Source organism: Klebsiella sp. 10, from assembly GCF_018223925.1.
Lineage (GTDB): Bacteria > Pseudomonadota > Gammaproteobacteria > Enterobacterales > Enterobacteriaceae > Klebsiella > Klebsiella pneumoniae.
On the sequence record NZ_JAGRRB010000001.1, the window covers coordinates 183,030 to 208,055 of the forward strand.

A 25,026-nucleotide genomic window follows, 5' to 3' on the forward strand; every position below is an offset into this window, starting at 1 on the left:
GAGTTCGCCATGATGTTAAGTAAGAAAAATAGCGAGGCGCTGGAAAACTTCAGTGAGAAGCTGGAAGTGGAGGGGCGTAGCCTCTGGCAGGACGCGCGTCGCCGCTTTATGCATAACCGCGCCGCGGTGACCAGCCTGATTATGCTGGTGCTTATTGCGCTGTTCGTTACCTTCGCGCCGATGGTGTCGTCGTTCTCCTACTTCGATACCGACTGGGGCATGATGTCCAATGCCCCGGATATGGCCTCCGGCCACTACTTCGGAACCGACTCCTCCGGGCGCGACCTGCTGGTGCGCGTAGCGATCGGCGGGCGAATTTCGCTGATGGTCGGGGTGGCGGCGGCGCTGGTGGCGGTGATCCTCGGCACGCTGTACGGTTCGCTCTCCGGTTATCTCGGCGGCAAAGTGGATTCGGTGATGATGCGTCTGCTGGAGATCCTCAACTCCTTCCCGTTTATGTTCTTCGTCATCCTGCTGGTGACCTTTTTTGGTCAGAATATCCTGCTGATCTTTGTCGCCATCGGCATGGTGTCCTGGCTGGATATGGCGCGTATCGTGCGCGGGCAGACGCTGAGCCTGAAGCGCAAAGAGTTTATCGAAGCCGCGCAGGTCGGCGGGGTCTCGACGGCGAGCATCGTGCTGCGCCATATCGTCCCCAACGTGCTGGGGGTGGTGGTGGTGTATGCCTCGCTGCTGGTCCCCAGCATGATCCTCTTCGAATCCTTCCTCAGTTTCCTGGGACTGGGGACGCAGGAGCCGCTCAGCAGCTGGGGGGCATTGCTCAGCGATGGCGCCAACTCAATGGAAGTTTCGCCCTGGCTACTGTTGTTCCCGGCGGGTTTCCTGGTGGTGACCCTGTTCTGTTTCAACTTTATCGGCGATGGTCTGCGTGATGCCCTCGACCCGAAAGACCGCTAAGGAGCGCTGCCATGACCATGATTGAAACGGCAAAAGCGCCGCAAGCGCAGAGCCACAGCGGACTACTGCTGGACGTGAAAGATCTTCGCGTCACCTTTAAAACGCCGGATGGCGACGTCACCGCCGTCAATGATCTGAACTTCACCCTGCAGGCGGGCGAGACGCTCGGCATTGTGGGCGAATCCGGCTCCGGTAAATCGCAAACCGCCTTCGCCCTGATGGGACTGCTGGCGGCCAACGGTCGCATCGGGGGTTCCGCCACCTTTAACGGTCGGCAAATCCTCAATTTGCCCGAGCGTGAGCTGAACAAACTGCGCGCTGAACAAATCTCAATGATTTTCCAGGATCCGATGACCTCTCTTAATCCCTATATGCGGGTGGGCGAGCAGTTAATGGAAGTCCTGATGCTGCATAAAGGGCTGAGTAAAGCTGAAGCGTTTGAAGAGTCGGTGAAGATGCTCGACGCGGTAAAAATGCCGGAAGCGCGTAAGCGCATGAAAATGTTCCCGCACGAGTTCTCCGGGGGCATGCGTCAGCGCGTGATGATTGCCATGGCGCTGCTGTGCCGGCCCCGGCTGCTGATTGCGGATGAACCGACCACTGCCCTGGACGTTACCGTGCAGGCGCAGATCATGACGCTGTTGAATGAGCTTAAACGCGAATTCAACACGGCCATTATCATGATCACCCACGACCTTGGGGTGGTGGCAGGGATCTGCGATAAAGTGCTGGTGATGTACGCCGGGCGCACCATGGAGTACGGTCAGGCGCGCGATGTCTTCTATCAACCGTCGCACCCATACTCTATTGGGCTGTTGAATGCGGTTCCACGTCTGGATGCGGAAGGCGATGCGTTGTTGACCATTCCCGGCAACCCACCGAACCTGCTGCGATTGCCGAAAGGCTGTCCATTCCAGCCGCGCTGCCCGCATGCCATGGAGCAGTGCAGCAGCGCGCCGCCGCTGGAATCGTTCGCGCCAGGCCGCCTGCGCGCCTGCTTTAAACCGGTGGGGGATCTGCTATGAACGCCGTAACTGAACAACGAAAAGTCCTGCTCGAAATTGCCGACCTGAAGGTGCACTTCGATATCAAAGATGGCAAGCAGTGGTTCTGGCAGCCGTCGAAAACGCTGAAAGCGGTGGATGGCGTGACGCTGCGCCTATACGAGGGGGAAACCCTCGGTGTGGTAGGGGAGTCGGGCTGCGGCAAATCGACCTTCGCCCGCGCCATTATTGGTCTGGTGAAAGCGACCGATGGCAAAGTGGCCTGGCTGGGTAAAGATCTGCTGGGCATGAAGCAGGAAGAGTGGCGCGACGTGCGCAGCGATATCCAGATGATCTTCCAGGATCCGCTGGCCTCGCTGAACCCGCGCATGACCATCGGAGAAATTATCGCCGAACCGCTGCGTACCTATCATCCGAAGATGCCCCGTCAGGAAGTGCGCGATCGCGTCAAAGCGATGATGATGAAAGTTGGGTTGCTGCCCAACCTGATCAACCGCTATCCGCACGAGTTCTCCGGCGGTCAGTGTCAGCGTATCGGCATCGCGCGGGCGCTGATCCTTGAGCCAAAGCTGATTATCTGCGATGAGCCGGTCTCCGCGCTTGACGTGTCGATTCAGGCGCAGGTCGTCAACCTGCTGCAGCAACTGCAGCGTGAGATGGGGCTATCGCTGATATTTATCGCTCACGATCTGGCGGTGGTTAAGCATATCTCCGATCGGGTTCTGGTAATGTATCTGGGCCATGCGGTGGAGCTGGGGACTTACGACGAGGTGTACCATAATCCGCTGCATCCCTATACCAAAGCGCTGATGTCGGCGGTGCCGATCCCCGATCCTGATCTCGAGAAAACGAAAACTATCCAACTGCTGGAAGGCGAATTACCCTCGCCGATTAATCCGCCCTCAGGCTGCGTATTCCGCACCCGCTGTCCGCTTGCCGGACCGGAGTGCGCCAAAACCCGCCCGGTGCTGGAAGGCAGTTTCCGCCATGCGGTTTCCTGCCTTAAGGTAGACCCGTTATAATCTCAGGGGCTGACGCAGGTCAGCCCTTTTTTTTGCGAGGTTAACGAAGTGGGTATGCTTTCTGCCGCTCGTCTGCGGCTTTATCATTTACTTTTCGATCAGAACCGACGTTCCGGCCGCCGCTTTGAAGGGCTGTGCGGACTTTTCGCCCTGCTCAGCGTACTGGTGATATTTATCGAGTCGGGACTGGGCACGCAATATCACCTGACATTAGATGAATGGCATATTTTCGTCTGGCTGGAGCTGCTGGTGACCGCGGTCTTTACCCTGGAATACCTGCTGCGTATCGCTACCTGGCCCAATCCGCTCCACTATATTTTCAGCTTTTGGGGGCTGATTGACCTGGCGACGATTTTACCGCTGTATGTGATGTGGCTATGGCCGGAAATTAGCCTCAATTATGTATTCGCCTGGCGGGCAATGCGGGCGATCCGCGCGCTGCGTATTCTCAAACTACTGCGCTTTATGCCTTCGCTCAACGTGTTCTGGCGAGCGATTGTCAGCGCGCGCCATCAGCTGATCCTGTTTTATTCGTTTATCGCCATTGTGATGGTGATTTTCGGCTCGTTAATGTATCTGATTGAGGGGCCGGAATACGGCTTTACCACGCTTAACGCCTCGGTCTATTGGGCCATCGTGACCATCACCACCGTCGGCTACGGAGACATCACGCCGCACACGCCGTTGGGTCGCATCCTGGCCTCCATTCTTATCCTGATCGGCTACTCCATTATTGCCATACCGACCGGACTTATCACCACGCATATGACCAGCGCCCTGAATCGTCGACGACAGCAGCGCCTGTGTCCGCAGTGTCAGCAGGGCGACCATGACGATAACGCCCGTTTCTGCCATGCCTGCGGTCATGCCTTGCCGAAGTAAGCTGGCGACATAAAAAAGCCTGCCGGGAGAACCGCGGCAGGCTTTTTACTGGATGTTAAAGGTTATTCACGCCACAGAATATGGCACAGCTTATGATCTTTCTCGCGGCACAGCAGAACGCGGGCGAAGATATCATTGATTTCCCCGCCGTCGGTATCCGCCAGACCAATCACCACTTCGGCGAAGAAATCCGGGTTGAGGTCGTAATCCACATGCTCTTCCCAGTCTGCCGAAGGGTCGAACAGTTCGGCGCCGCCGCGCTCCTCAAACTGCAGGTTAAACAGAATGATGTCCGCCGGGTCGAGATTGTCGGCCGCCAGTTCGAGGAAGATATCGTAAGCCTGCTCGAGCGTTTCGTCTTCGGTCAGGCGGTTGTTTAAATCCATATCCATGATTGCTACTCATTCGGTATCTGATGGGCACGTTTTACAGCAACGGGCTGAAGAAGTAAAACAGTCGCTCGGCGATCCGCTGCCACAGCGGACGTTTTAACCAGAGACGGGCATCCAGCAGGCGCGAGCGCGAGATATAATCATCCTGAACCGCCGCCAGATCGCTGCCGAAACCGGCGTCATCGATGACCAGGGTAATCTCGAAGTTGAGCCACAGGCTGCGCATATCCAGGTTGACGGTCCCCACAAGACTTAGCTCGCCATCGACCAGCACGCTCTTGGTATGCAACAGTCCGCCCTCAAACTGATAGATTTTGACCCCGGCCGCCAGCAGCTCGGTGAAGAAGGCCCGGCTGGCCCAGCCTACCAGCAGCGAATCGTTCTTGCGCGGTAAAATAATGCTCACGTCAACGCCGCGCTGGGCGGCGGTACAGATCGCATGCAGCAGGTCGTCGCTGGGTACGAAGTAGGGGGTGGTCATGATCAGATGCTCTTTCGCCGCATAGGCGGCGGTGAGGAGAGCCTGATGAATCAGATCTTCCGGAAAGCCCGGTCCGGAGGCGATCGTGTGAATAGTATGTCCGCTGGCCTCTTCGAACGGCATGATATTGACGTCCGGCGGCGGCGGCAGAATGCGCTTGCCGGTCTCTATTTCCCAGTCGCAGGAGTAGACGATGCCCATCGAGGTCGCCACCGGGCCTTCCATTCGCGCCATCAGATCAATCCACTGTCCGACTCCTGAGTCCTGTTTAAAGTAGCGCGGATCGACCATATTCATGCTGCCGGTGTAGGCGATATAGTTATCGATCATCACCATTTTACGATGCTGACGCAGGTCCATCCGGCGCAGGAATACGCGCATCAGGTTAACCTTAAGAGCTTCGACGACTTCAATACCGGCGTTACGCATCATCGCCGCCCATGGGCTGCGGAAAAAGGCCACGCTGCCCGCGGAGTCGAGCATTAGCCGACAGTGAACCCCGCGGCGAGCGGCGGCCATCAGGGATTCAGCGACGCTGTCGGCCATGCCGCCGGGCTGCCAGATATAAAAGACCATCTCTATGTTGTGACGGGCCAGCTGAATATCGCGGATCAGGGCCTGCATCACGTCGTCAGATTCCGTCAGCAGCTGTAGCTGGTTGCCTTTTACGCCGCCAATGCCCTGACGCCGTTCGCACAGCTTGAACAGGGATTCGGCCACCGGGCTGTTATCTTCCGCGAAGATATGTTTGCAGGCTTTGAGGTCGTTTAACCACTTGGCCGTCGAGGGCCACATCGCCCTGGCGCGCTCGGCCCGACGCTTGCCGAGATGCAGCTCGCCAAAGGAGAGATAGGCGATGATCCCCACCAGCGGCAGGATATAAATGATCAGCAACCATGCCATGGCGGACGGGACAGCGCGGCGTTTCATTAGAATTCGTAATGTTACACCGGCGATCAACAGCCAGTACCCCAGAATGACCAGCCAGTTCACCACCGTGTAAAAGGTTGTCATAGATGTAAAATCCTTTTGAATGACGATATGTGATGAGTTTACGCATCAGTATTTTTCTGGCAAATAAAAACGCAGCGAAAGCGGTAGTCAGTTGCTGGCAGAGGTTTATAATGGGGGCTGTTTTCACTCGTAGAGTCGTTGCAATGAAGCGTAGTAGAACGGAAGTAGGGCGCTGGCGCATGCTGAGACAGGTGAATCGCCGTAAAGCGCGCTGGCTGGAAGCCCAATCGCGCCGCAATATGCGGATCCTCGCTATCAGGAAGGGACTGGTGAAACGGCAGCGTCATGCCCTGCTGTTTATCTTCCCTGACAGCTAAGCGAGCAGGCAAACGGCACCGTACGCGGTGCCGTTGTCGTTTTCTCTCTGCGCTAAATTCCCGTTGCACATCGCCATAGGGCAATGATGGTTTTTCATGCTGCGATGCGACGACAAAACAGAGCTCCCGCCTCAGTGAAAGAGAGATGCTACGCCTGGCTTGTAATGACGGACGACAAGATCCAGAGCCAAGTCGTTTGCGGCGCGACAGGAATTAACCGTCAGATAGCATTTATTGCCGCTCAGGAAGGGCATGGCGTTGTTAAATGCTTAATGATATGACCGGCCAGCTGCGGTAACCAGGCGGGAACTGAGGGAATGAGAAAACAGACTCAGACAGGCAAGGGGGTTATTAAGCGGTCCAGCGCGTTGAAGCTAAATGAACCGACCGATCCTGACCATGAATAATCTGAGCCTGTTATATTATCCAGAGAGGCCATGCAATAAGCATCCTGAATAAAACGCAATCGTTGCGCCAGCTTTTACTTATTTTGCATAGGCTTCCGTGGATAACGTGATGGTGACGTTATCACTTACCGCCGGCACATATTTATCAAGCTTAAAGTCTGAACGTTTTATCACCCCGGTGGCATCAAATCCAATGGCCTCTTTTTTCACCATTGGGTGCATATCCTGCTTATTCAGGACGGCATGCAGGACCACCGGTTTGGTGATGCCTTTAATGGTCAAATTACCTTCCACATCATATTTATTGTCGCCTTTGCTTTCCACTTTGGTACTCTGGAAAGTGGCGTCGGGAAACGTTTTAACATCAAAATACTCTTTGCCTAAAAACTCATCCGTTAACGCCTTGACGTGAGCGTCAATGGTTTTCACTGGCAGCGTGACGTTCACCGAGGATTTCTCCGGATTCTCTTTATCAAAGGCCAGTTTGCCTGAAACATCAGAGATATAGGCGGTAGGGTTTGAGAAGCCGAAATGGTTCCAGGAGATCACAACCGAGGTATGCTGTGGATCAAGACTGTATTCCTTAGCCGCGGCTTGCGACACAGGAATATATAAGGCAAGTACAGAAAGCAATGCGGTTTTTTTCAGGGTATTCACACAATAATCCTCAAAATCGGCAGGTACATAAATGTTAGCCCAAAAAAATACAGGGCTTATTGAAAACATTTGTTATTCCCTTTCAAATTTTTTAATCAAGCAGTGATGCCCCTACTATCACTCTGCGTGAAGTTTACGCAACGAAATTAATAGGCTTTAAAAATGATGCTCAGCAACTTAACGCTGGCAGCGTAGTTAATATCCCTTTATGTCAGGCAGGTAAACCTTTGTATGCAGGGGTGTTATTTCCAAGTGCTTTCAAGCGGCTACGGTCCTGAATATAGCAAGATGGGCTACGTTCGGTTCCGCGGCATCCGCAGTGGATGCCCAATAATATTTTTTTCAGGCTTTCATATCTGTCGTTAAGCAACTATCTTTCAGTTATTTTTTTTCTTTCTATTGCACTGTGGATTTATAGGGCTATATCAGGATGTGCTGACATTAAATGCAAGCGCTAAATAACAACGCGATCCTCCCTAACAGCCTTACACAAGGTATTAGTAATTCACTATCACGCGTGGCGTCGATGTTTTGTCAGCATTTTCCATTGTCGAAAAAAGCGAGGCGATGGTCGATGATGGGGTAGCAGGAGAAAGTGCGTGCTCATCTTCCAGGCTTCTCAGGCGGATAACAGTCAACGCTTTCGCGAGGTTAAAAAGGGCGACACTTCAATGTCGTGTACCAAAATGCGCCCTTCATTCTGATGACCTGGGTGTTTTTGTGGTTAGCCAGAAAAAGGAAAGGGTATTTTCAAAAAACCTTCTTATACGGCTTAACTGAGACCTGGCGGTAAACCCCGGCGGCGATATACGGATCGTCATTAGCCCAGGCCTGGGCCGCTTCCAGCGATTCAAACTCGGCAATCACCGTTGAGCCGCTGAATCCTGCTGCGCCCGGTTCGTTACTGTCAACGGCCGGCATTGGCCCGGCGGTAAGCAGTCGGCCTTCATCGTGTAAGAGTTGTAAACGCGCGAGATGCGCGGGGCGAACCGACAGCCGCTTTTCCAGAGAATCGGCGATATCTTCAGCGTAGATAACGTAAAGCACGGCAAAGCTCCTTATCAATAATCAGGCGAATTACGTTAAGTTAAACAGCGATGGACTGCAATGCAAAGATGCGCTCTGGAGTGGAAAGCACTGCCGACGCAGCTTTTTTCTGCAAATGGCGGCAAAAATTGACTCAGGTTAAGACGCCTTATTGAATATGATTGCTATTTGCATTTAAAATCGGAGCATCATTTTTCAACAGAAACGACTATGAGCGCAATGACCCTTGATTTACCTCGCCGCTTTCCGTGGCCAACGCTGCTGTCCGTGGCTATCCACGGTGCCGTTGTGGCGGGGCTGCTTTATACCTCGGTACATCAGGTTATTGAACAGCCTTCTCCGACGCAGCCGATAGAGATCACAATGGTGGCGCCGGCCGATCTTGAGCCGCCTCCGGCGGCGCAGCCTGTCTTGGAGCCCGTTGTTGAACCCGAACCTGAGCCGGAGCCAGAGGTAGTGCCTGAACCGCCGAAAGAGGCGCCGGTGGTGATCCATAAACCGGAACCTAAGCCGAAGCCCAAACCTAAACCCAAGCCTAAGCCGGAGAAAAAGGTTGAACAGCCGAAGCGGGAAGTGAAGCCGGCAGCAGAGCCGCGTCCGGCCTCGCCGTTTGAAAACAACAATACGGCGCCGGCGCGTACAGCGCCAAGCACCTCGACAGCAGCGGCTAAACCCACCGTTACTGCTCCAAGCGGCCCGCGGGCGATCAGCCGCGTTCAGCCGTCCTATCCGGCGCGCGCTCAGGCGCTGCGCATTGAAGGGACGGTACGGGTGAAGTTTGACGTTTCGCCTGATGGCCGCATTGATAATCTGCAGATCCTCTCTGCTCAGCCGGCGAATATGTTCGAACGCGAGGTGAAAAGCGCGATGCGCAGATGGCGTTATGAGCAGGGAAGACCGGGTACCGGCGTAACGATGACCATCAAATTCCGCCTGAACGGCGTCGAGATTAACTGATAAAACGCTGCGGCGGACCGGTAAGGTCCGCCGTGAAGCTTGTTTAACGCATTTTCTCCATCAATACATCATCCAGCGCCTGCTGGGCCGTTACCAGGTGCTGGCCGCCAAACAAAATCGCTCTGTTCAGCAGAGTATAAAGCTGATAAATCGGCTGACGATCGAGAAAACCCGACGGCAGAGGCGAAACGGACTGATAGCCGTCATAGATTTGCGGGGGCTGTTCCGGATGCATCGGCAGCATGGCTAAATCGCACTCGCGGTCGCCCCAGTAGCAGGCGGGATCGAATATATAGGGGCCATCCGGCCCTAAGGCGCAGTTGCCGGACCACAGATCCCCGTGCAGCAGCGAAGGCTGCGGCTGATGGTTGGCCAGTCGCTGCTGTACCATATCGACTAAGGTATCGATATCGCCAAAGTGCAATCCCTTCTCCGCCGCGAGCTCCAGCTGCCAGCCGATACGCTGCTCGGCAAAAAAAACCGACCAGCGACGCTGCCAGGCGTTGGGCTGCGGCGTGGTGGAAAGATCGTTATCAAAATCCAGACCGAACTGCGGCTGATCGCTCCACTGATGGAGGTGGGCTAGCTGCTGGCCAAGCAGAAACGCATTGTGCGCATCCAGCGGACGGGGAGGGAGGTACTCCATGACCACGAAGCTATAGTCGCGATCGCTGCCGACGGCAAAGACCTGCGGTACGCGAACGGTTTTGCTTCGCGACAGCAGCTCCAGCTGATCGGACTCGGCGGTGAAGATAGGCAGAAGTTCCCGTTCGTCGCATTTCACGAAGTAATCTTTCCCGCCGAAGCGTAAATGCCAGGCGGAATGGATCTCTCCACCGGGCAGCTCGGTTTTCAGTTCGATTTCAGCGTCTTCGGTATGCCAATCGCGTAAAAGAGTACTGATTGCTTGCCACATGCTGTCTCTCCCCATGTTTTCCACCATATCATAAGGTTAGCGCATTACTACCGGGTAAACCTGGAACTGACGCACAACTGACGCTTTCCGTTGCGCTAAACGCACTTATTGAGCTTTTAACCACTCGGCGAATGTGGCCACAGCGATTTCCGCCGGGCGGCCAAGGGCCGCTTCCGCCAGGCCGGCGCTGAGGGCCTTAACTTCCTCGGCCGTCTGGCCGCTCAGCAGGCCGAAGGTGTTGGTACCCAGCTCATGGGGCGTGCCCTCTTCATCATTGAGCGTCAGTACAAACCCGGCACGGGTAAAATGGTTGCTTACCTCATTGATCTCCGTCAGCGCCTGTTCATGGAAGGTCACGCTGACGACCCAGGCGGTAATCTCATTGCTCATCTCTACACCCCGTTGTTATGCATGGCCTTTCCAGCATAGACCATCCTGCTTATATTGTGATTCCCCTCCGCCTGCGCGGAGGGGGCCGGGAAGATCAACGCCCGCAGAGATAATCATAGATTTTTTGCGTATTGGCCCGCGAGCAGAGGCGGGTGCCCTGGTTGATGGTCGCGGCGCTACCGGCGGCGACGCCAAAGCGAACCATGTCTTCAAGGCTGGCGTTTTCCGCCAGACGCAAGGTCATGGCGCCCACCATGCTGTCGCCAGCCCCGACGGTGCTCTGGCTTTTCATCGGTGGCGGCACAACCTGAACGCTGCCGCTGGCGTCCACGCCTAACGCCCCCTGCGGACCCAGGGAGACCACCACCCGGCGCACTTTACCGGACTGGATCAACGACTGAGCGGCAAGGCGCACGTCATCGGGTTGGCTGAGATCGCGCTGCACGAGGGCGCTAAGCTCTTTCTGGTTCGGTTTCACCAGCTCAATATTGCCGACGTCCAGCGCGGCGGCCAGCGCATCGCCGGAACTGTCAATGATGCAGCGCAGTCCCTGCTGTTGCGCATTTTTCACCAGTTGCATCAGATTATCGACGCTAATACCTGGCGGCAGGCTGCCGCTGACCACCAGCAGAGAGCCGGGTTCGATAGTCAGAACCTTCTCTTCCAGACGGCGGAATTCATCGTCCGTCAGTGCCGCGCCGGGCATAACGAAGCGATACTGTTCGCCGCTGGCGGCCACGTGGACGTGCAGGTTTTGCCGCGTCCAGTCGCGGGTTTCGACGGTCTCGACCGGCACCTGCTCATCGGCCAGCAGGGCGGCAAGATGCTCGCCGGTAGCGCCACCGACCGGGAAAATGGCGGTGGCTTTGCCGCCGAGAAAGGTCACGGCGCGGGCCACGTTGATCCCGCCGCCGCCAGGTTCAAATACCGGCGCGCTGCAGCGAAGTTTGCCTTCCGGGTAGATCTGTGGGGTTTGCGTGGCGCTATCCAGCGAGGGGGCCAGCGTGAGCGTGTAAATTTTGGTCATTCCTTCTCCTCCTTAATACGGCGACTGTCGTTAATTTAAGCATGGCACGATGACTCGGGGAGGGAAAGTCCAGTTCCTGACAGTTTTGCAAAGATGCCTCTATTTTCATTATGAAATAAAGATTGTTTCCGGAGCTGTCTTATTCAAAAAACGAAAGAGTAAGTGATTGCTATGTTATTCGTGCTTTTTTATAATTTGCTACCTTTCTTAGGACCTGCACTCCGCGATCCTCGCGAAAGTTTCCGGGACCCTCTGGTCTCTTTTATGTTGTACGGACGCTAAATTCAATGAGCCGGCGAGATTATGCCTGTTCATCATTTGTACTGTCCTAAAAAAATGTATTTTAGAGAGTTATAATGAAGCTTTTAAAGACAGTACCCGCAGCGGTTATGCTGGCGGGGGGGCTTTTTGCGTCTGTTGGCGCAATGGCCGATGATTCTGTATTTACCGTCATGGATGACCCTTCCGCTGCCAAAAAACCGTTCGAAGGGGTGGTTAACGCAGGCTACCTGGCGCAGTCCGGCAACACCAAGAGCTCTTCGATGACGGCGGATTCCACCCTGACCTGGTATGGTAATACCACCGCCTGGTCGCTGTGGGGCAACGCCAGCAACACGTCGTCCAATGATGAGCGATCCTCAGAAAAATATGCTGTCGGCGGACGTAGCCGCTACAACCTGACCGATATGAACTATGTCTTTGGTCAGGGTAGCTGGCTAACAGACCGCTACAACGGCTATCAACAGCGCGATGTTGTGACGGCGGGCTATGGTCGTCAGATCCTCAACGGGCCGGTGCACAGTCTGCGGTTTGAATTTGGTCCTGGCGTTCGCTATGACGAATATACCGACGGGGATACTGATACCCAGCCGTTGGGTTATGCTTCGGGTACCTGGGCCTGGCAGATGACCGATAACGCCAAATTTTCGCAAGGGGTATCGGTGTTCGGCGCCGAGGACACCACGGTCAACTCAGAGAGCGCGTTAAACGTGGCGATTAACGCCCATTTCGCCCTGAAGGTCGCCTACAACGTGACCTGGAACTCTGAGCCGCCTGCGTCTGCGCCGGAGCATACCGATCGCCGGACCTCGCTCTCCCTCGGGTATAAGATGTAATATTTCAGGCCGGGTTTTCCCCGGCCTGTTCGTTTTGGTTTTAGCAATTAGTGATATTATTTTTTCTGGCCGTTCGTTTTACTTTTTGTAAAAAGGAAATAGCCCTCCATTTTTTCTCCATTATTCACGAGCGCCTGACAAATATTCATTCTATTTGACACAAATAGCTAAATATTCGAAGGACAAATATGTGATCTGGATCTATACTAACAAGCACTGACCGGAGGGCGACATTGCCCGGTCTGATTTCCGTAATAAGAGAATTAACATCATGAAAAACAATCGTTATACCATCGCAGCCCTGGCGCTGTGCGTGCTTTCTTTTGGCGCATCAGCCGCCACGCCCGTTCCGCCATCGGGTCATCAGGATCATACCCAGGTAGGTATCGCCAAAGCCACTGACGTTGAGGCTGGTTCGAATATTGCGCCCGGCGCCCCTACCACCGGAAAATCCATGAACGACGCCTTTAATGTGCATACGCTGATGGCCGGCGAGTGGTCTTAATATTGCAGGCTATCGTTTCGCGAGCGGTCTAATAAGCCGGGTTAAGTGGTACCGGTTTAATGGCCCGCGGTATACATTCAGCAGGTAATATCTCTACCTCTCTTTTATCATGTCCGAATAATATCGTCCGGCGCCATTGGCCAATATTACCGCGCCACATCGCTTATATTCTGCTTTTTATCCGTGGCCCTCTTGTTTTCTCCGCATTCCGCCATCATTTATGCTGTTGCGGCTTTAATCACGTACCAATGATGTGTAAACTACTCCCCGGTGTTATCAGCAGGCGGCTGCAGGGGGGAGCGATCGTTCCGGTCGTGCTCCTATTTTCGCAGAGTGAAGCGGGAACTGCGCCTTAACCTGATGATAATTATGATTATATAGTTTTGTATGTGCTCTTTCGTGCGGGGCACCACTGCAAATAAGGACATAAAATGCCTGTAATTACGCTTCCTGATGGCAGCCAACGCCATTTTGACCACGCAGTTAGTCCGATGGATGTCGCGCTGGATATCGGTCCAGGCCTGGCGAAAGCCACCATTGCCGGGCGGGTAAACGGTGAACTGGTAGACGCCTGTGACCCGATCGAATCCGATTCCACTCTCTCTATCATCACCGCGAAAGATGAAGAAGGGCTGGAGATCATTCGTCACTCCTGCGCGCACCTGTTAGGCCATGCCATCAAACAGCTATGGCCCAACACCAAAATGGCTATCGGTCCGGTTGTCGATAATGGTTTCTACTATGACGTAGACCTCGACCACACCCTGACCCAGGAAGATATCGACGCGCTCGAAAAACGTATGCATGAGCTCGCCGAGAAAAACTACGACGTTATCAAGAAGAAAGTGAGCTGGCATGAAGCGCGTGAAACCTTCGTGAAACGCGGCGAAAGCTATAAAGTTTCTATTCTTGATGAAAACATTGCCCATGATGACAAGCCTGGCCTGTATCATCATGAAGAATATATCGATATGTGCCGCGGTCCGCACGTACCGAACATGCGCTTCTGCCATCACTTTAAGCTGATGAAAACCGCCGGAGCCTACTGGCGCGGCGACAGCAACAATAAAATGTTGCAGCGTATCTACGGCACCGCGTGGGCAGATAAAAAAGCGCTGAATGCCTACCTGCAGCGTCTGGAAGAAGCCGCCAAGCGTGACCACCGTAAAATCGGTAAGCAGCTCGACCTGTATCACATGCAGGAAGAGGCGCCGGGGATGGTGTTCTGGCACAATGACGGCTGGACCATCTTCCGTGAACTGGAAACGTTTGTTCGTTCTAAACTGAAAGAGTACCAGTATCAGGAAGTAAAAGGTCCGTTCATGATGGACCGTGTGCTGTGGGAAAAAACCGGCCACTGGGACAACTACAAAGATGCGATGTTCACCACCTCTTCTGAGAACCGTGAATACTGTATCAAGCCGATGAACTGCCCGGGTCACGTGCAGATCTTCAACCAGGGGCTGAAATCCTACCGCGACCTGCCGCTGCGTATGGCGGAATTCGGTAGCTGCCACCGTAACGAACCGTCTGGCGCGCTGCATGGTCTGATGCGCGTGCGCGGCTTTACCCAGGATGATGCGCATATCTTCTGTACTGAAGATCAGGTTCGCGATGAAGTGAACGCCTGTATTCGTATGGTCTACGATATGTATAGCACCTTTGGCTTCGAGAAGATCGTCGTCAAACTGTCGACTCGCCCGGAAAAACGTATCGGTAGCGACGAGACCTGGGATCGCGCGGAAGCGGATCTGGCGGTGGCGCTGGAAGAAAATAACATCCCATTTGAATATCAACTGGGTGAAGGGGCGTTCTACGGCCCGAAAATTGAATTTACCCTGTATGACTGCCTCGATCGTGCATGGCAGTGCGGTACCGTACAGCTGGACTTCTCTCTGCCGCAGCGTTTAAGCGCCTCCTATGTGGGCGAAAACAACGAGCGTCAGGTGCCGGTCATGATTCACCGTGCGATTCTCGGTTCTCTGGAGCGCTTCATTGGCATCCTGACCGAAGAGTTCGCAGGCTTCTTCCCAACCTGGATTGCACCAGTGCAGGTAGTGGTCATGAATATTACCGATTCTCAGGCTGAATATGTTAACGAATTGACGCGTAAACTACAAAATGCGGGCATTCGTGTAAAAGCAGACTTGAGAAATGAGAAGATTGGCTTTAAAATCCGCGAGCACACTTTACGTCGTGTCCCGTATATGTTGGTCTGTGGCGACAAAGAAGTCGAAGCCGGCAAAGTGGCCGTGCGCACCCGTCGCGGGAAAGACCTCGGCAGCATGGACGTAAATGAAGTGATCGAGAAGCTGCAACAAGAGATTCGCAGCCGCAGTCTTCAACAACTGGAGGAATAAGGTATTAAAGGCGGAAAACGAGTTCAAACGGCACGTCCGAATCGTATTAATGGCGAGATTCGCGCCCAGGAAGTTCGCTTAACAGGTCTGGAAGGTGAGCAGCTGGGAATTGTGAGTCTGAGAGAAGCTATCGAAAAGGCTGAAGAGGCTGGAGTAGATTTAGTTGAAATCAGCCCTAACGCCGAGCCGCCAGTTTGTCGTATCATGGACTACGGCAAGTTCCTTTATGAAAAGAGTAAGTCTTCTAAGGAACAGAAGAAGAAGCAGAAAGTTATCCAGGTTAAGGAAATTAAATTCCGCCCTGGTACTGATGAAGGTGACTATCAGGTAAAACTCCGCAGCCTGATTCGCTTTCTCGAAGATGGCGATAAGGCCAAGATCACGCTGCGTTTCCGCGGTCGTGAGATGGCCCACCAGCAGATCGGTATGGAAGTGCTTAACCGCGTGAAAGACGATCTGGTTGAACTGGCAGTAGTCGAATCCTTCCCAACGAAGATCGAAGGCCGCCAGATGATCATGGTGCTCGCTCCTAAGAAGAAACAGTAAGGCCATCAAGAAACATTTCCGGTGGGCTTCGGCTCACTGGTTTTGTTCGCCTTTGTTTCGTTTATTAACAATGCGAAGTGGAAGTTATTAAAATGCCAAAAATTAAGACCGTACGCGGTGCTGCTAAGCGCTTCAAAAAAACCGGTAAAGGTGGTTTTAAGCACAAGCACGCTAACCTGCGTCACATTCTGACTAAAAAAGCTACCAAGCGTAAACGTCACCTGCGTCCGAAAGCCATGGTTTCCAAAGGCGATCTGGGCCTGGTTATCGCGTGCCTGCCGTACGCATAAGTCGTTAACGTTTAACTTTTTTAACTTAGAATAGATACAGGAGAGCACACATGGCTCGCGTAAAACGTGGTGTAATTGCACGTGCACGTCACAAGAAAATTTTGAAACAAGCTAAAGGCTACTACGGTGCGCGTTCTCGCGTATACCGCGTTGCCTTCCAGGCTGTTATCAAAGCTGGTCAGTACGCTTACCGTGACCGTCGTCAACGTAAACGTCAGTTCCGTCAACTGTGGATTGCACGTATCAACGCAGCAGCACGTCAGAACGGTATTTCTTACAGCAAATTCATCAATGGCCTGAAAAAAGCCTCTGTTGAAATCGACCGTAAGATCCTGGCTGACATCGCTGTATTCGACAAAGTAGCGTTCACCGCTCTGGTCGAAAAAGCGAAAGCAGCTCTGGCATAAGCCAGTTGAAAGAGGGAGCTTGTCTCCCTCTTTTCGTTTCAACACCATCAATACATTGACTTTTATCGGCGCAGGCTTTTCAATACAGCTCTGACGTTTCTTACCAGACAAGGTAATGCAAGCATGAATGCTGCTATTTTCCGCTTCTTTTTTTACTTTAGCACCTGAACTCAGGGGGCTTGCGCGTGAAAGAAGAAACGGAAAACAGCGCCAGAAAGCCTCCCCTGTGGAGGCTTTTTTCGTATATGGATTCGGAATATTAATTTCACTATAACCGGTGTCTGCACCGACATAATGAGGAAAACCATGTCACATCTCGCAGAGCTGGTTGCCAGTGCCAAGGCAGCCATTAACGAGGCATCAGATGTTGCTGCGCTGGACAACGTCCGCGTGGAATACCTGGGTAAAAAAGGGCATCTGACCCTGCAAATGACCACCCTGCGTGAGCTGCCGCCGGAAGAGCGTCCGGCAGCCGGTGCGGTCATCAACGAGGCGAAAGAGCAGGTGCAGCAGGCGCTGAACGCGCGTAAAGCTGAACTGGAAGGCGCAGCGCTGAATGCGCGTCTGGCCGCAGAGACCATTGACGTCTCGCTGCCGGGTCGCCGCATTGAAAACGGCGGCCTGCATCCGGTTACTCGCACCATCGACCGTATTGAAAGTTTCTTCGGTGAGCTCGGCTTTACCGTGGCGACGGGCCCGGAAATCGAAGACGATTACCACAACTTCGATGCGCTGAATATTCCGGGTCACCATCCGGCGCGCGCTGACCACGACACTTTCTGGTTCGATGCCACTCGCCTGCTGCGTACGCAGACCTCCGGCGTGCAGATCCGCACCATGGAAAACCAGCAGCCGCCTATCCGTATTATCGCGCCGGGCCGCGTCTATCGTAACGACTACGATCAGACCCACACCCCGATGTTCCATCAGATGGAAGGTCTGATCGTTGATAAAAATATCAGCTTCACCAACCTGAAAGGGACGCTGCACGACTTCCTGAACAACTTCTTTGAAGAAGATCTGCAGGTCCGCTTCCGTCCGTCCTACTTCCCGTTCACCGAACCGTCTGCGGAAGTTGACGTAATGGGTAAAAACGGCAAATGGCTGGAAGTGCTGGGCTGCGGGATGGTGCACCCGAACGTGCTGCGTAACGTGGGTATCGATCCGGAAGTCTACTCCGGCTTCGCCTTCGGCATGGGCATGGAGCGTCTGACCATGCTGCGCTATGGCGTCACCGATCTGCGCGCGTTCTTCGAAAACGATCTGCGTTTCCTCAAACAGTTTAAATAAGGGCAGGACAGAACAATGAAATTCAGTGAACTGTGGTTACGCGAATGGGTTAACCCGGCGATCGACAGCGAAGCGCTTTCCGATCAGATCACCATGGCGGGCCTCGAAGTAGATGGCGTTGAGCCGGTCGCCGGCAGCTTCAACGGCGTCGTAGTCGGGGAAGTGGTGGAGTGCGGTCAGCACCCGAACGCCGACAAACTGCGCGTCACCAAAGTCAACGTCGGCGGCGAACGCCTGCTGGACATCGTCTGCGGCGCGCCAAACTGCCGTCAGGGGCTAAAGGTCGCGGTAGCCACCATCGGCGCCGTGCTGCCGGGCGATTTCAAAATTAAGGCCGCGAAGCTGCGCGGCGAGCCGTCTGAGGGGATGCTGTGCTCCTTCTCCGAGCTGGGTATTTCCGACGACCATAGCGGTATCATCGAGCTGCCGGCAGATGCGCCCATCGGCACCGATATTCGCGAATACCTCAAGCTTGACGATAACACCATCGAAATCAGCGTCACGCCAAACCGCGCCGACTGCCTGGGCATCATTGGCGTGGCGCGCGATGTCGCTGTCCTGAACAAAGCGCCGCTGAACGCGCCGGAAATCACGCCGGTTGCCGCGACGATTGACGACGTGCTGCCGATTCAGGTTGACGCGCCGCAGGCTTGCCCGCGCTATCTGGGGCGCGTGGTGAAAGGTATCAACGTCAAAGCGCCGACGCCGCTGTGGATGAAAGAGAAGCTGCGCCGCTGCGGGATCCGCTCCATCGACGCGGTGGTTGACGTGACCAACTATGTGCTGCTTGAGCTGGGCCAGCCGATGCACGCCTTTGACCGCGACCGTATTGAAGGCGGGATCGTGGTGCGCATGGCGAAAGAAGGGGAAACCCTGGTCCTGCTCGATGGCTCTGAAGCAAAGCTCGACAGCGACACGCTGGTCATTGCAGACCATAACAAAGCGCTGGCGATGGGGGGGATCTTCGGCGGGGAACACTCCGGCGTTAACGACGAAACCCAAAACGTGCTGCTGGAATGCGCGTTCTTCAGCCCGCTGTCCATTACCGGCCGCGCGCGCCGTCATGGCCTGCACACCGATGCCTCTCACCGCTATGAGCGCGGCGTCGATCCGGCCCTGCAGTATAAAGCGCTGGAGCGTGCCACCCGTCTGCTGATCGACCTCTGCGGCGGTGAAGCCGGCCCGGTCATTGACGTTACCAGCAAAGAGAATCTACCAACACGCGCCACCATTACGCTGCGTCGCAGCAAGCTGGATCGCCTGATTGGCCACCATATCGCTGACGCGCAGGTCACCGACATTCTGCAGCGCCTCGGCTGCGAAGTGACGGTTGGCGAGGGCGAATGGCAGGCGGTTGCGCCGAGCTGGCGTTTCGACATGGAGATCGAAGAAGATCTGGTTGAAGAAGTGGCTCGCGTTTACGGCTACAACAACATTCCTGACGAGCCGGTGCAGGCGGGTCTGATCATGGGAACCCACCGCGAAGCGGACCTGTCGCTGAAGCGCGTGAAAACGCTGCTGAACGACAAAGGCTATCAGGAAGTGATCACCTACAGCTTCGTCGACCCGAAAGTCCAGCAGCTGATCCACGCCGGGGAAGAGGCGCTGATCCTGCCAAGCCCGATCTCCAGCGAAATGTCGGCGATGCGCCTGTCGCTGTGGACCGGCCTGCTGGGCACCGTGGTCTACAACCAGAACCGTCAGCAGAGCCGGGTGCGCATCTTTGAGAGCGGCCTGCGCTTTGTGCCGGACACCAATGCGCCGCTGGGCATTCGTCAGGATGTGATGCTGGCCGGGGCGATCTGCGGCAACCGCTACGAAGAGCACTGGACACTGGCGAAAGAGACGGTCGATTTCTATGATCTGAAAGGCGATCTGGAAGCCGTTCTGGATTTAACCGGAAAATTAGCGGATATCGAATTCCGTGCTGAAGCGACCACCGCGCTGCATCCGGGACAATCCGCAGCGATTTATCTTAAAGGTGAACGCATTGGTTTCATTGGGGTTGTTCATCCTGAGCTGGAACGTAAACTGGATCTGAACGGTCGCACTCTGGTGTTCGAACTGGAGTGGAACAAGCTCGCAGACCGCGTGGTGCCTCAGGCGCGCGATATTTCCCGCTTCCCGGCGAACCGTCGCGACATCGCGGTGCTGGTCGCGGAAAACGTGGCTGCCGCCGATGTTTTAGCCGAATGTAAGAAAGTTGGCGTAAATCAGGTAGTTGGCGTAAACTTATTTGACGTGTACCGTGGTAAGGGTGTGGCGGAAGGGTATAAGAGCCTTGCGATTAGCCTGATCCTGCAGGATACCAGCCGTACACTCGAAGAAGAGGAGATTGCCGCTACCGTTGCCAGATGTGTAGAGGCATTAAAAGAGCGATTCCAGGCATCATTGAGGGATTGAACCTATGGCGCTTACAAAAGCTGAAATGTCAGAATATCTGTTTGATAAGCTTGGGCTTAGCAAGCGGGATGCCAAAGAACTGGTCGAGTTGTTTTTCGAAGAGATCCGTCGTGCTCTGGAAAACGGAGAACAGGTCAAACTCTCCGGGTTCGGCAACTTCGATTTGCGGGATAAAAACCAACGCCCGGGACGTAACCCGAAGACGGGGGAGGATATTCCCATTACAGCCCGGCGCGTGGTGACCTTCAGACCCGGTCAGAAGCTGAAAAGCCGTGTCGAAAACGCGTCGCCGAAAGACAAATAATCTGAACTAATTAAAAAGGCCGCATTGCGGCCTTTTTCTTTTCTGTCAATCTTTACGCTTTGACGGCGGTGAGCATGATCTCCACCAGGATTTCTGGTCGCGCCATCTCCGCCTGCACGGCCGCTCGCGCCGGGCTATAGCCTTCCGGCATCCATTGCACCCACACCTCATTGAATGCGGCAAAGTCACGCTCGATATTTTTCAACCAGATCTGCGCGGAGAGAATGTGCTGCTTATCGCTCCCGGCCGCGGCCAGCAGCGCGTCGATCTTCTCCAGTACTTCACGGGTTTGTAAAACGATATCGTCTTCATTGCTTTTTGGCGTCTGCCCGGAGAGGAACAGCAGATCGCCATACGCAACGCTGGCGGCAAGACGAGGTTGTGGATTATTGCGAATAATTGTCATGCGGTTTGTTTCCATGTGAGACCTTCTAAAGAAATGTCTGGCATCTGATTGTCGATTAACGCGCCCAGCACCACCGCGCTGCCGGCGGCGAGAGTAAAGCCGAGGCTACCCTGGCCGAGGTTCATCCACAGGTTGGGGTATCCGGCGCGCCCCAGCATCGGCGGGCCAGCTGGCGTTGACGGGCGCATGCCGGTCCAGACTTCGGCCTCGTCCAGCCCCTCCAGTTCAGGAAAGCTGCGGGCGACGATGTTTTTCAGCGCCTGAATGCGGCTTTCGCGCAGTTCGTCGCCGTCGTAGCCGATGTCCACCATCGCCGCGATACGCAGCTGTTGGCCAAGGCGGGCATAAACGATTTTGTGCCCGTAGTCGGTGACGCTGATGTCAGGGGCAATACCTGCTTTTTCAGGATAGGGCAGGGTCAGGCTGTACCCTTTCAGGCCGCACAGCGGCACGCGCACCCCCAAATGCCCAAGCAGAGAACCACTGCCGTTACCGGCGGCGACGACATACTCATCGCCGGTGAGGGGCCCCTGACTGGTCTCCAGGCTGCTGATGCGTCCCCCGAGCTTATTGAGTCGCCGCACCTCACACTGGGTCAGCAGGCTAAAGTCGCTGCTGGCATTGAGCTTGTCGAGCAGGGCAAGGCAGAACTGATGACAATCTGCCGTTTCATCGCCTGGCGAATAGATTCCGCCCTGTAGAGAAGGACTAATATGTTTGAGCGCCGGCTCCAGCTGCAGGCAGGCTTCAGCATTCAGCGCCTGCTGATACTGAGGATCAATCCCTTTTGCTGCTTTATTAAAATCATATTCGCGACGATGGATAATTAATTTTCCGCTGCGCCGCCAGTGGAAATCGGCAAGATTATCCTCATCCCGCCACGCCTGCATGACCTGACGGCTGAGCAGCGACAGGCGTAAAATATGGTCGCCATTCATTTTATTGGTCTGGTTATTACAGGCGCGCAGAAACTGCAGCAGCCAGCGCCACTGCTGGAGAGACATCCTGAGACGCATATTCAGCGGCGAATCGGCTTTGCCCATCCATTTCATTCCCTGCAGAGGAACGCCGCTGTCGGCAAGGGGGGCGACGTAGCGGTAACTTAATTGTCCGCCGTTGGCAAAACTGGTGGCGCTGCCCGGTTCGGCATTGCGCTCCAGTAATTGCACCTGATGGCCGCGCTTGATCAGTTCCCAGGCCGTGGCCAGACCGACCACGCCGCCGCCGATAATGACAATGCGTTTGTTCATAACCCGATATATCCACCGCTGATAAATTTATCGGGTTATGTCAAAGCATTTACCCCAGCGGCGCAATTGACTTTTTATGGTCAGGGTATAACCGCAGGTTAATCTCCTTGAGCTGCAGGCGCAGACGCTGGCAGAGAAAATCGACGAACTTTTGCGCCATCGGGCTCAGGGAAACGTCGGCCCGGCGTAACAGACAGAGGTTAATCGCCATCGGCGGCGTAATGGGATGGATCATCTCCGGGGCCAGGTTGTGCTGGGCGGAAAAGATATCAGTGATGCTGCAGCCCATGCCGCGCTTCACGAACTCGGTGGCCATGTAGTAGGTCTGGACGTTTAGCCGGGTGGTGGAAAAGTCGCGACGGGTGGCGATGGCGGCAGAGAGCGAGTGCGGTCCCGGCGAGATCCAGCGCTGCTGGTCGATCTGGTCGATCTCCACCGCCCCCTGACGATAATGACGGTCGATGTACACCAGCGGTACTTCGGCAATCAGGGTGGTCAGGATCTCTCCCTGCTGCACCGGCTGTAGCGTCAGCGCCAAATCTATCTCGCGCAAATCCAGTTTTTTGACCAGCGTCTCGGTGTGCTCGGTAGTGAGCGTCATCACCAGGTTGCTGTTTTGCTGATAAAAGTCGGTCACCAGCTCCGGCACCAGGCTTAACCCCAGGCTTGGCAGACAGCCTAAAGTGATCTTGGCGCGCGGATCGCGAGCCAGGTTGTCGGCCAGCAGGCGCAGGTTGTCCAGGTCCTGATAAATGCTCTGCGCTTTTTCGAAAAGTGTGATCGCCTCGCTGGTCGGTAGCAGCTTGCCGCGCACCCGCTGAAACAGGGTAAAACCCAGCTTCATTTCGGCGCTTTTTAACGCTTTGCTGGCCGCGGGCTGGGAGATATTGAGCGCTTCCGCCGCCCGCGATAAAGAGCCGCAGGTCATGACGGCATAGAAGATTTCCAGATGACGCAGTTTCATGAACAGTTAACTCAGGGTTATAGCCTACCGATAAAAAGTCATTTTCTACTAACACTAAGTTAACATAGATTTAATCACCAATCAGCGCATTGGTTACATCTTGTGCTGTAGACCCCGCCCAATGGCGGCATATTACGCTCTCAGAATCGTTTCCTTTGTACCCAAACAAACCCTCAGGCCGCGGCCAATCAATAATGAAAAAGAGGGAGGATATTTTCTGAGCAGGCCCCCATACACCACCTGACCATCATGGTCGGATTGATTGGCATTAAGGAGTGTTATGAGTGACTCAACGCTCACAGGCAATGCGCCTGTCAGACGAAATATCACGCGAAAAAACGTTCTTATTGGTCTGTTATTGCTGCTGTTCGTGTTGATCGCGCTGTGGTGCCACGGTCGACCAGGCAGTGAGCTTGGCCTGCTGGGATTTACGCCGCTGGTGGCGCTAGCGATATTATCGCTGATCGGCGTTGATATTGTGCTGGCGGTCATCTCCTCGATTATTATCGCCATGATAATGACCTCGACCGGCCTGCCGGAAATGGGCACGATGCTGGCGAAATCCACCGGGTCATTTATTGCCACCGTTGGGCTTATCATTATGCTCGGCGCCGGCGTGGGGGAAGTGGCCACCCGCACCGGCGCAGCGGTTGAGCTGGTAAAATTTGTCGTCCATCGCATCGGGTTGTCGAGTCAGACGCGGGTGAAATTCGGCATTGTGGCGTCATCGATTTTAATTTGCGGTTCGCTGGGCACTATGGCCGGTGGCAATGCCATTATCGTGGCAGTAATCATTCCGGTGGCGGCAGCGGTACGCTTGACGCCGCCAACGGTCGCCGCGCTGATGATGACCGCCGGTTCCGTTGGGCTGTTTACCGGGCCTTTCACCCCCAGTACAGTGACGATCCTCAGCCTCGGTGGGTTGAGCTATCCGGACTATCTGCTGTACGTTGGTCTGCCGATGAGCGCGGTCACGCTGCTGGCCGGCTGGGTAATGGCGGGACGGATCCAGAAGATGACCGAAGGCAAACTGCGCTATGACGTCGATCTCGCGGAAAAGCCGCAAGAGGATCTCAGCGCCGCGCAGCAGCGTCGGCGTAAATTAAGCGCGCTGGCCTTCGCGGCGACCATCATCGTGATGGCGATCGTTGGCGTGGTGATTAAAGCCGGCTTCAGCTTCGCGATAATCGTGATGCTGCTGGTGGCCCTGATGACCGGCCTGGTAGGCGGCCTGCGACCGACGCAGATCCTTCAGGCCCTGTATCACGGCTGCGGCCGTCTGGTGTGGATGTTTATTCTCTACTGGCTGTACAACCCGATCCTTGAGCTGATGGATGGCCTGCACGCCTATCAGGGGCTGCTGGAGTATACCCAACCGCTGCTGGAGGGGATCTCCCCGGCCTGGCTGTGCTTTAGCATCTTCGCGTTCAATATTATCGGCCATGTGCCCGGTGCGGCGGTGGCCCAGATGACCTTTACTCATAAAATCTTTGGCCCGATGCTGATGGCCGCCGGCGTGCCGCCCCAGGGGACCACCGCCGTGCTGCTGGCCTCATCCCAGGTGGACTGGTTCGGGCCGTTTCCCTCATCAGATATGTTCGGCCAGATGGGGCTGGCGCAGTCTACTCATCTGAAATATATGCTCTATAACGGCTGGGCAATCGTGGTGGCGAACATCATTCTCTTTGCGCTGCTGTTTCAGATTCTGGTGTGACGAACGACCGCAGACGCGGAGGAGATTTTCCTTCGCGTCGA

At 54.9% G+C, this 25,026-nt stretch carries 28 protein-coding genes and 1 other annotated feature; of the genes, 17 read left to right on the forward strand and 11 right to left on the reverse strand.

Going from position 1 to position 25,026, the window contains the following annotated elements:
* The first annotated feature begins 9 nt into the window (after nucleotides 1–9).
* Genes oppC through KHQ26_RS00935 form a run of 4 tightly spaced genes read left to right on the forward strand, consistent with a single transcriptional unit; the run spans nucleotide 10 to nucleotide 3,826 of the window.
* Nucleotides 10–918 (forward strand): oligopeptide ABC transporter permease OppC, encoded by a 909-nt coding sequence (gene oppC, locus KHQ26_RS00920; RefSeq protein WP_004145396.1) that lies wholly within the window; start codon nucleotides 10–12, stop codon nucleotides 916–918.
* A gap of 11 nt (nucleotides 919–929) precedes the next feature.
* Nucleotides 930–1,943: an ABC transporter ATP-binding protein gene (locus tag KHQ26_RS00925; RefSeq protein ID WP_004151853.1), complete on the forward strand. Its 1,014-nt coding sequence runs from the start codon at nucleotides 930–932 to the stop codon at nucleotides 1,941–1,943.
* On the forward strand, nucleotides 1,940–2,944 hold the full coding sequence (gene oppF, locus KHQ26_RS00930; protein WP_002910083.1) for a murein tripeptide/oligopeptide ABC transporter ATP-binding protein OppF: 1,005 nt from the start codon (nucleotides 1,940–1,942) through the stop codon (nucleotides 2,942–2,944). The genes KHQ26_RS00925 and oppF overlap by 4 nt, the downstream gene beginning before the upstream one ends.
* Before the next feature lie 54 nt (nucleotides 2,945–2,998).
* Entirely contained in the window at nucleotides 2,999–3,826 is an 828-nt protein-coding gene (locus KHQ26_RS00935) for an ion transporter (protein ID WP_002910080.1), read from the forward strand.
* A 62-nt stretch (nucleotides 3,827–3,888) separates the two neighbouring features.
* On the opposite strand, the gene KHQ26_RS00940 is transcribed toward KHQ26_RS00935, so the two are convergent.
* Together KHQ26_RS00940 and cls are read right to left on the reverse strand one after the other, a co-directional pair.
* Nucleotides 3,889–4,218, reverse strand: a complete 330-nt coding sequence (locus tag KHQ26_RS00940) for an HI1450 family dsDNA-mimic protein (protein ID WP_002910079.1) — start codon at nucleotides 4,216–4,218, stop codon at nucleotides 3,889–3,891.
* Between the two features lie 34 nt (nucleotides 4,219–4,252).
* On the reverse strand, nucleotides 4,253–5,713 hold the full coding sequence (gene cls / locus KHQ26_RS00945; RefSeq protein ID WP_002910077.1) for a cardiolipin synthase: 1,461 nt from the start codon (nucleotides 5,711–5,713) through the stop codon (nucleotides 4,253–4,255).
* Between the two features lie 143 nt (nucleotides 5,714–5,856).
* On the opposite strand from cls, the gene KHQ26_RS00950 reads away from it, so the two are divergent.
* Nucleotides 5,857–6,030, forward strand: coding sequence for a YciY family protein (locus KHQ26_RS00950; protein ID WP_004194006.1), 174 nt, complete (start codon nucleotides 5,857–5,859; stop codon nucleotides 6,028–6,030).
* Nucleotides 6,031–6,515: 485 nt separating this feature from the next.
* Here the strand turns inward: KHQ26_RS00950 and KHQ26_RS00955 are convergent, their stop codons facing one another.
* The 3 genes from KHQ26_RS00955 to KHQ26_RS00965 all read right to left on the reverse strand — a co-directional run bounded on the left by KHQ26_RS00955 (nucleotide 6,516) and on the right by KHQ26_RS00965 (nucleotide 8,141).
* Nucleotides 6,516–7,163, reverse strand: a complete 648-nt coding sequence (locus KHQ26_RS00955) for a YceI family protein (protein ID WP_004148751.1) — start codon at nucleotides 7,161–7,163, stop codon at nucleotides 6,516–6,518.
* Between the two features lie 428 nt (nucleotides 7,164–7,591).
* A complete protein-coding gene (locus KHQ26_RS00960) occupies nucleotides 7,592–7,732 on the reverse strand; it encodes a hypothetical protein (RefSeq protein ID WP_009485717.1) in 141 nt (46 codons plus the stop codon).
* 112 nt (nucleotides 7,733–7,844) lie between these two features.
* Nucleotides 7,845–8,141: a YciI family protein gene (locus tag KHQ26_RS00965; RefSeq protein ID WP_002910042.1), complete on the reverse strand. Its 297-nt coding sequence runs from the start codon at nucleotides 8,139–8,141 to the stop codon at nucleotides 7,845–7,847.
* 210 nt (nucleotides 8,142–8,351) lie between these two features.
* Here KHQ26_RS00965 and tonB point away from each other — a divergent pair, with 210 nt between their 5' ends.
* Nucleotides 8,352–9,098, forward strand: a complete 747-nt coding sequence (gene tonB / locus KHQ26_RS00970) for a TonB system transport protein TonB (protein WP_020804392.1) — start codon at nucleotides 8,352–8,354, stop codon at nucleotides 9,096–9,098.
* 43 nt (nucleotides 9,099–9,141) lie between these two features.
* Here the strand turns inward: tonB and KHQ26_RS00975 are convergent, their stop codons facing one another.
* From KHQ26_RS00975 to pfkB, 3 genes are all read right to left on the reverse strand, one after another.
* Nucleotides 9,142–10,014: a fructosamine kinase family protein gene (locus KHQ26_RS00975; RefSeq protein WP_002910036.1), complete on the reverse strand. Its 873-nt coding sequence runs from the start codon at nucleotides 10,012–10,014 to the stop codon at nucleotides 9,142–9,144.
* A 105-nt stretch (nucleotides 10,015–10,119) separates the two neighbouring features.
* On the reverse strand, nucleotides 10,120–10,404 hold the full coding sequence (gene ghoS, locus KHQ26_RS00980; RefSeq protein WP_002910033.1) for a type V toxin-antitoxin system endoribonuclease antitoxin GhoS: 285 nt from the start codon (nucleotides 10,402–10,404) through the stop codon (nucleotides 10,120–10,122).
* Between the two features lie 94 nt (nucleotides 10,405–10,498).
* Nucleotides 10,499–11,431 (reverse strand): 6-phosphofructokinase II, encoded by a 933-nt coding sequence (gene pfkB / locus KHQ26_RS00985; RefSeq protein WP_004145382.1) that lies wholly within the window; start codon nucleotides 11,429–11,431, stop codon nucleotides 10,499–10,501.
* 356 nt (nucleotides 11,432–11,787) lie between these two features.
* Between pfkB and KHQ26_RS00990 the strand changes: the two genes are divergently transcribed.
* The 10 genes from KHQ26_RS00990 to ihfA all read left to right on the forward strand — a co-directional run bounded on the left by KHQ26_RS00990 (nucleotide 11,788) and on the right by ihfA (nucleotide 20,651).
* Complete coding sequence (locus KHQ26_RS00990) at nucleotides 11,788–12,546, forward strand: DUF481 domain-containing protein (RefSeq protein ID WP_002910030.1); 759 nt, start codon at nucleotides 11,788–11,790, stop codon at nucleotides 12,544–12,546.
* 271 nt (nucleotides 12,547–12,817) lie between these two features.
* Entirely contained in the window at nucleotides 12,818–13,051 is a 234-nt protein-coding gene (locus KHQ26_RS00995; protein WP_015958606.1) for a hypothetical protein, read from the forward strand.
* Nucleotides 13,052–13,482: 431 nt separating this feature from the next.
* A complete protein-coding gene (gene thrS, locus KHQ26_RS01000; RefSeq protein WP_002910026.1) occupies nucleotides 13,483–15,411 on the forward strand; it encodes a threonine--tRNA ligase in 1,929 nt (642 codons plus the stop codon).
* A gap of 3 nt (nucleotides 15,412–15,414) precedes the next feature.
* On the forward strand, nucleotides 15,415–15,957 hold the full coding sequence (infC, locus tag KHQ26_RS01005) for a translation initiation factor IF-3 (protein WP_004189469.1): 543 nt from the start codon (nucleotides 15,415–15,417) through the stop codon (nucleotides 15,955–15,957).
* A gap of 92 nt (nucleotides 15,958–16,049) precedes the next feature.
* A complete protein-coding gene (rpmI, locus tag KHQ26_RS01010) occupies nucleotides 16,050–16,247 on the forward strand; it encodes a 50S ribosomal protein L35 (protein ID WP_001124225.1) in 198 nt (65 codons plus the stop codon).
* A 50-nt stretch (nucleotides 16,248–16,297) separates the two neighbouring features.
* A complete protein-coding gene (gene rplT / locus KHQ26_RS01015) occupies nucleotides 16,298–16,654 on the forward strand; it encodes a 50S ribosomal protein L20 (RefSeq protein WP_000124850.1) in 357 nt (118 codons plus the stop codon).
* 118 nt (nucleotides 16,655–16,772) lie between these two features.
* Nucleotides 16,773–16,897, forward strand: a sequence feature (Phe leader region).
* On the forward strand, nucleotides 16,778–16,822 hold the full coding sequence (gene pheM / locus KHQ26_RS01020; protein WP_001386830.1) for a pheST operon leader peptide PheM: 45 nt from the start codon (nucleotides 16,778–16,780) through the stop codon (nucleotides 16,820–16,822). It overlaps the preceding feature by 45 nt.
* A gap of 63 nt (nucleotides 16,898–16,960) precedes the next feature.
* Entirely contained in the window at nucleotides 16,961–17,944 is a 984-nt protein-coding gene (gene pheS / locus KHQ26_RS01025) for a phenylalanine--tRNA ligase subunit alpha (protein WP_002909105.1), read from the forward strand.
* A gap of 15 nt (nucleotides 17,945–17,959) precedes the next feature.
* Complete coding sequence (gene pheT, locus KHQ26_RS01030) at nucleotides 17,960–20,347, forward strand: phenylalanine--tRNA ligase subunit beta (RefSeq protein ID WP_002909101.1); 2,388 nt, start codon at nucleotides 17,960–17,962, stop codon at nucleotides 20,345–20,347.
* A 4-nt stretch (nucleotides 20,348–20,351) separates the two neighbouring features.
* Nucleotides 20,352–20,651, forward strand: coding sequence for an integration host factor subunit alpha (gene ihfA, locus KHQ26_RS01035; protein WP_002909098.1), 300 nt, complete (start codon nucleotides 20,352–20,354; stop codon nucleotides 20,649–20,651).
* Between the two features lie 52 nt (nucleotides 20,652–20,703).
* Here ihfA and KHQ26_RS01040 read toward each other — a convergent pair whose 3' ends face one another.
* Genes KHQ26_RS01040 through KHQ26_RS01050 form a run of 3 tightly spaced genes read right to left on the reverse strand, consistent with a single transcriptional unit; the run spans nucleotide 20,704 to nucleotide 23,271 of the window.
* Nucleotides 20,704–21,057, reverse strand: coding sequence for a RidA family protein (locus KHQ26_RS01040; RefSeq protein ID WP_002909094.1), 354 nt, complete (start codon nucleotides 21,055–21,057; stop codon nucleotides 20,704–20,706).
* Nucleotides 21,054–22,319, reverse strand: coding sequence for a D-amino acid dehydrogenase (locus KHQ26_RS01045; protein ID WP_322972112.1), 1,266 nt, complete (start codon nucleotides 22,317–22,319; stop codon nucleotides 21,054–21,056). The genes KHQ26_RS01040 and KHQ26_RS01045 overlap by 4 nt, the downstream gene beginning before the upstream one ends.
* Before the next feature lie 37 nt (nucleotides 22,320–22,356).
* On the reverse strand, nucleotides 22,357–23,271 hold the full coding sequence (locus KHQ26_RS01050; RefSeq protein ID WP_020803962.1) for a LysR family transcriptional regulator: 915 nt from the start codon (nucleotides 23,269–23,271) through the stop codon (nucleotides 22,357–22,359).
* Between the two features lie 280 nt (nucleotides 23,272–23,551).
* On the opposite strand from KHQ26_RS01050, the gene KHQ26_RS01055 reads away from it, so the two are divergent.
* Nucleotides 23,552–24,985, forward strand: coding sequence for a membrane protein (locus KHQ26_RS01055; RefSeq protein ID WP_020803965.1), 1,434 nt, complete (start codon nucleotides 23,552–23,554; stop codon nucleotides 24,983–24,985).
* The last annotated feature ends 41 nt before the right edge of the window (nucleotides 24,986–25,026 follow it).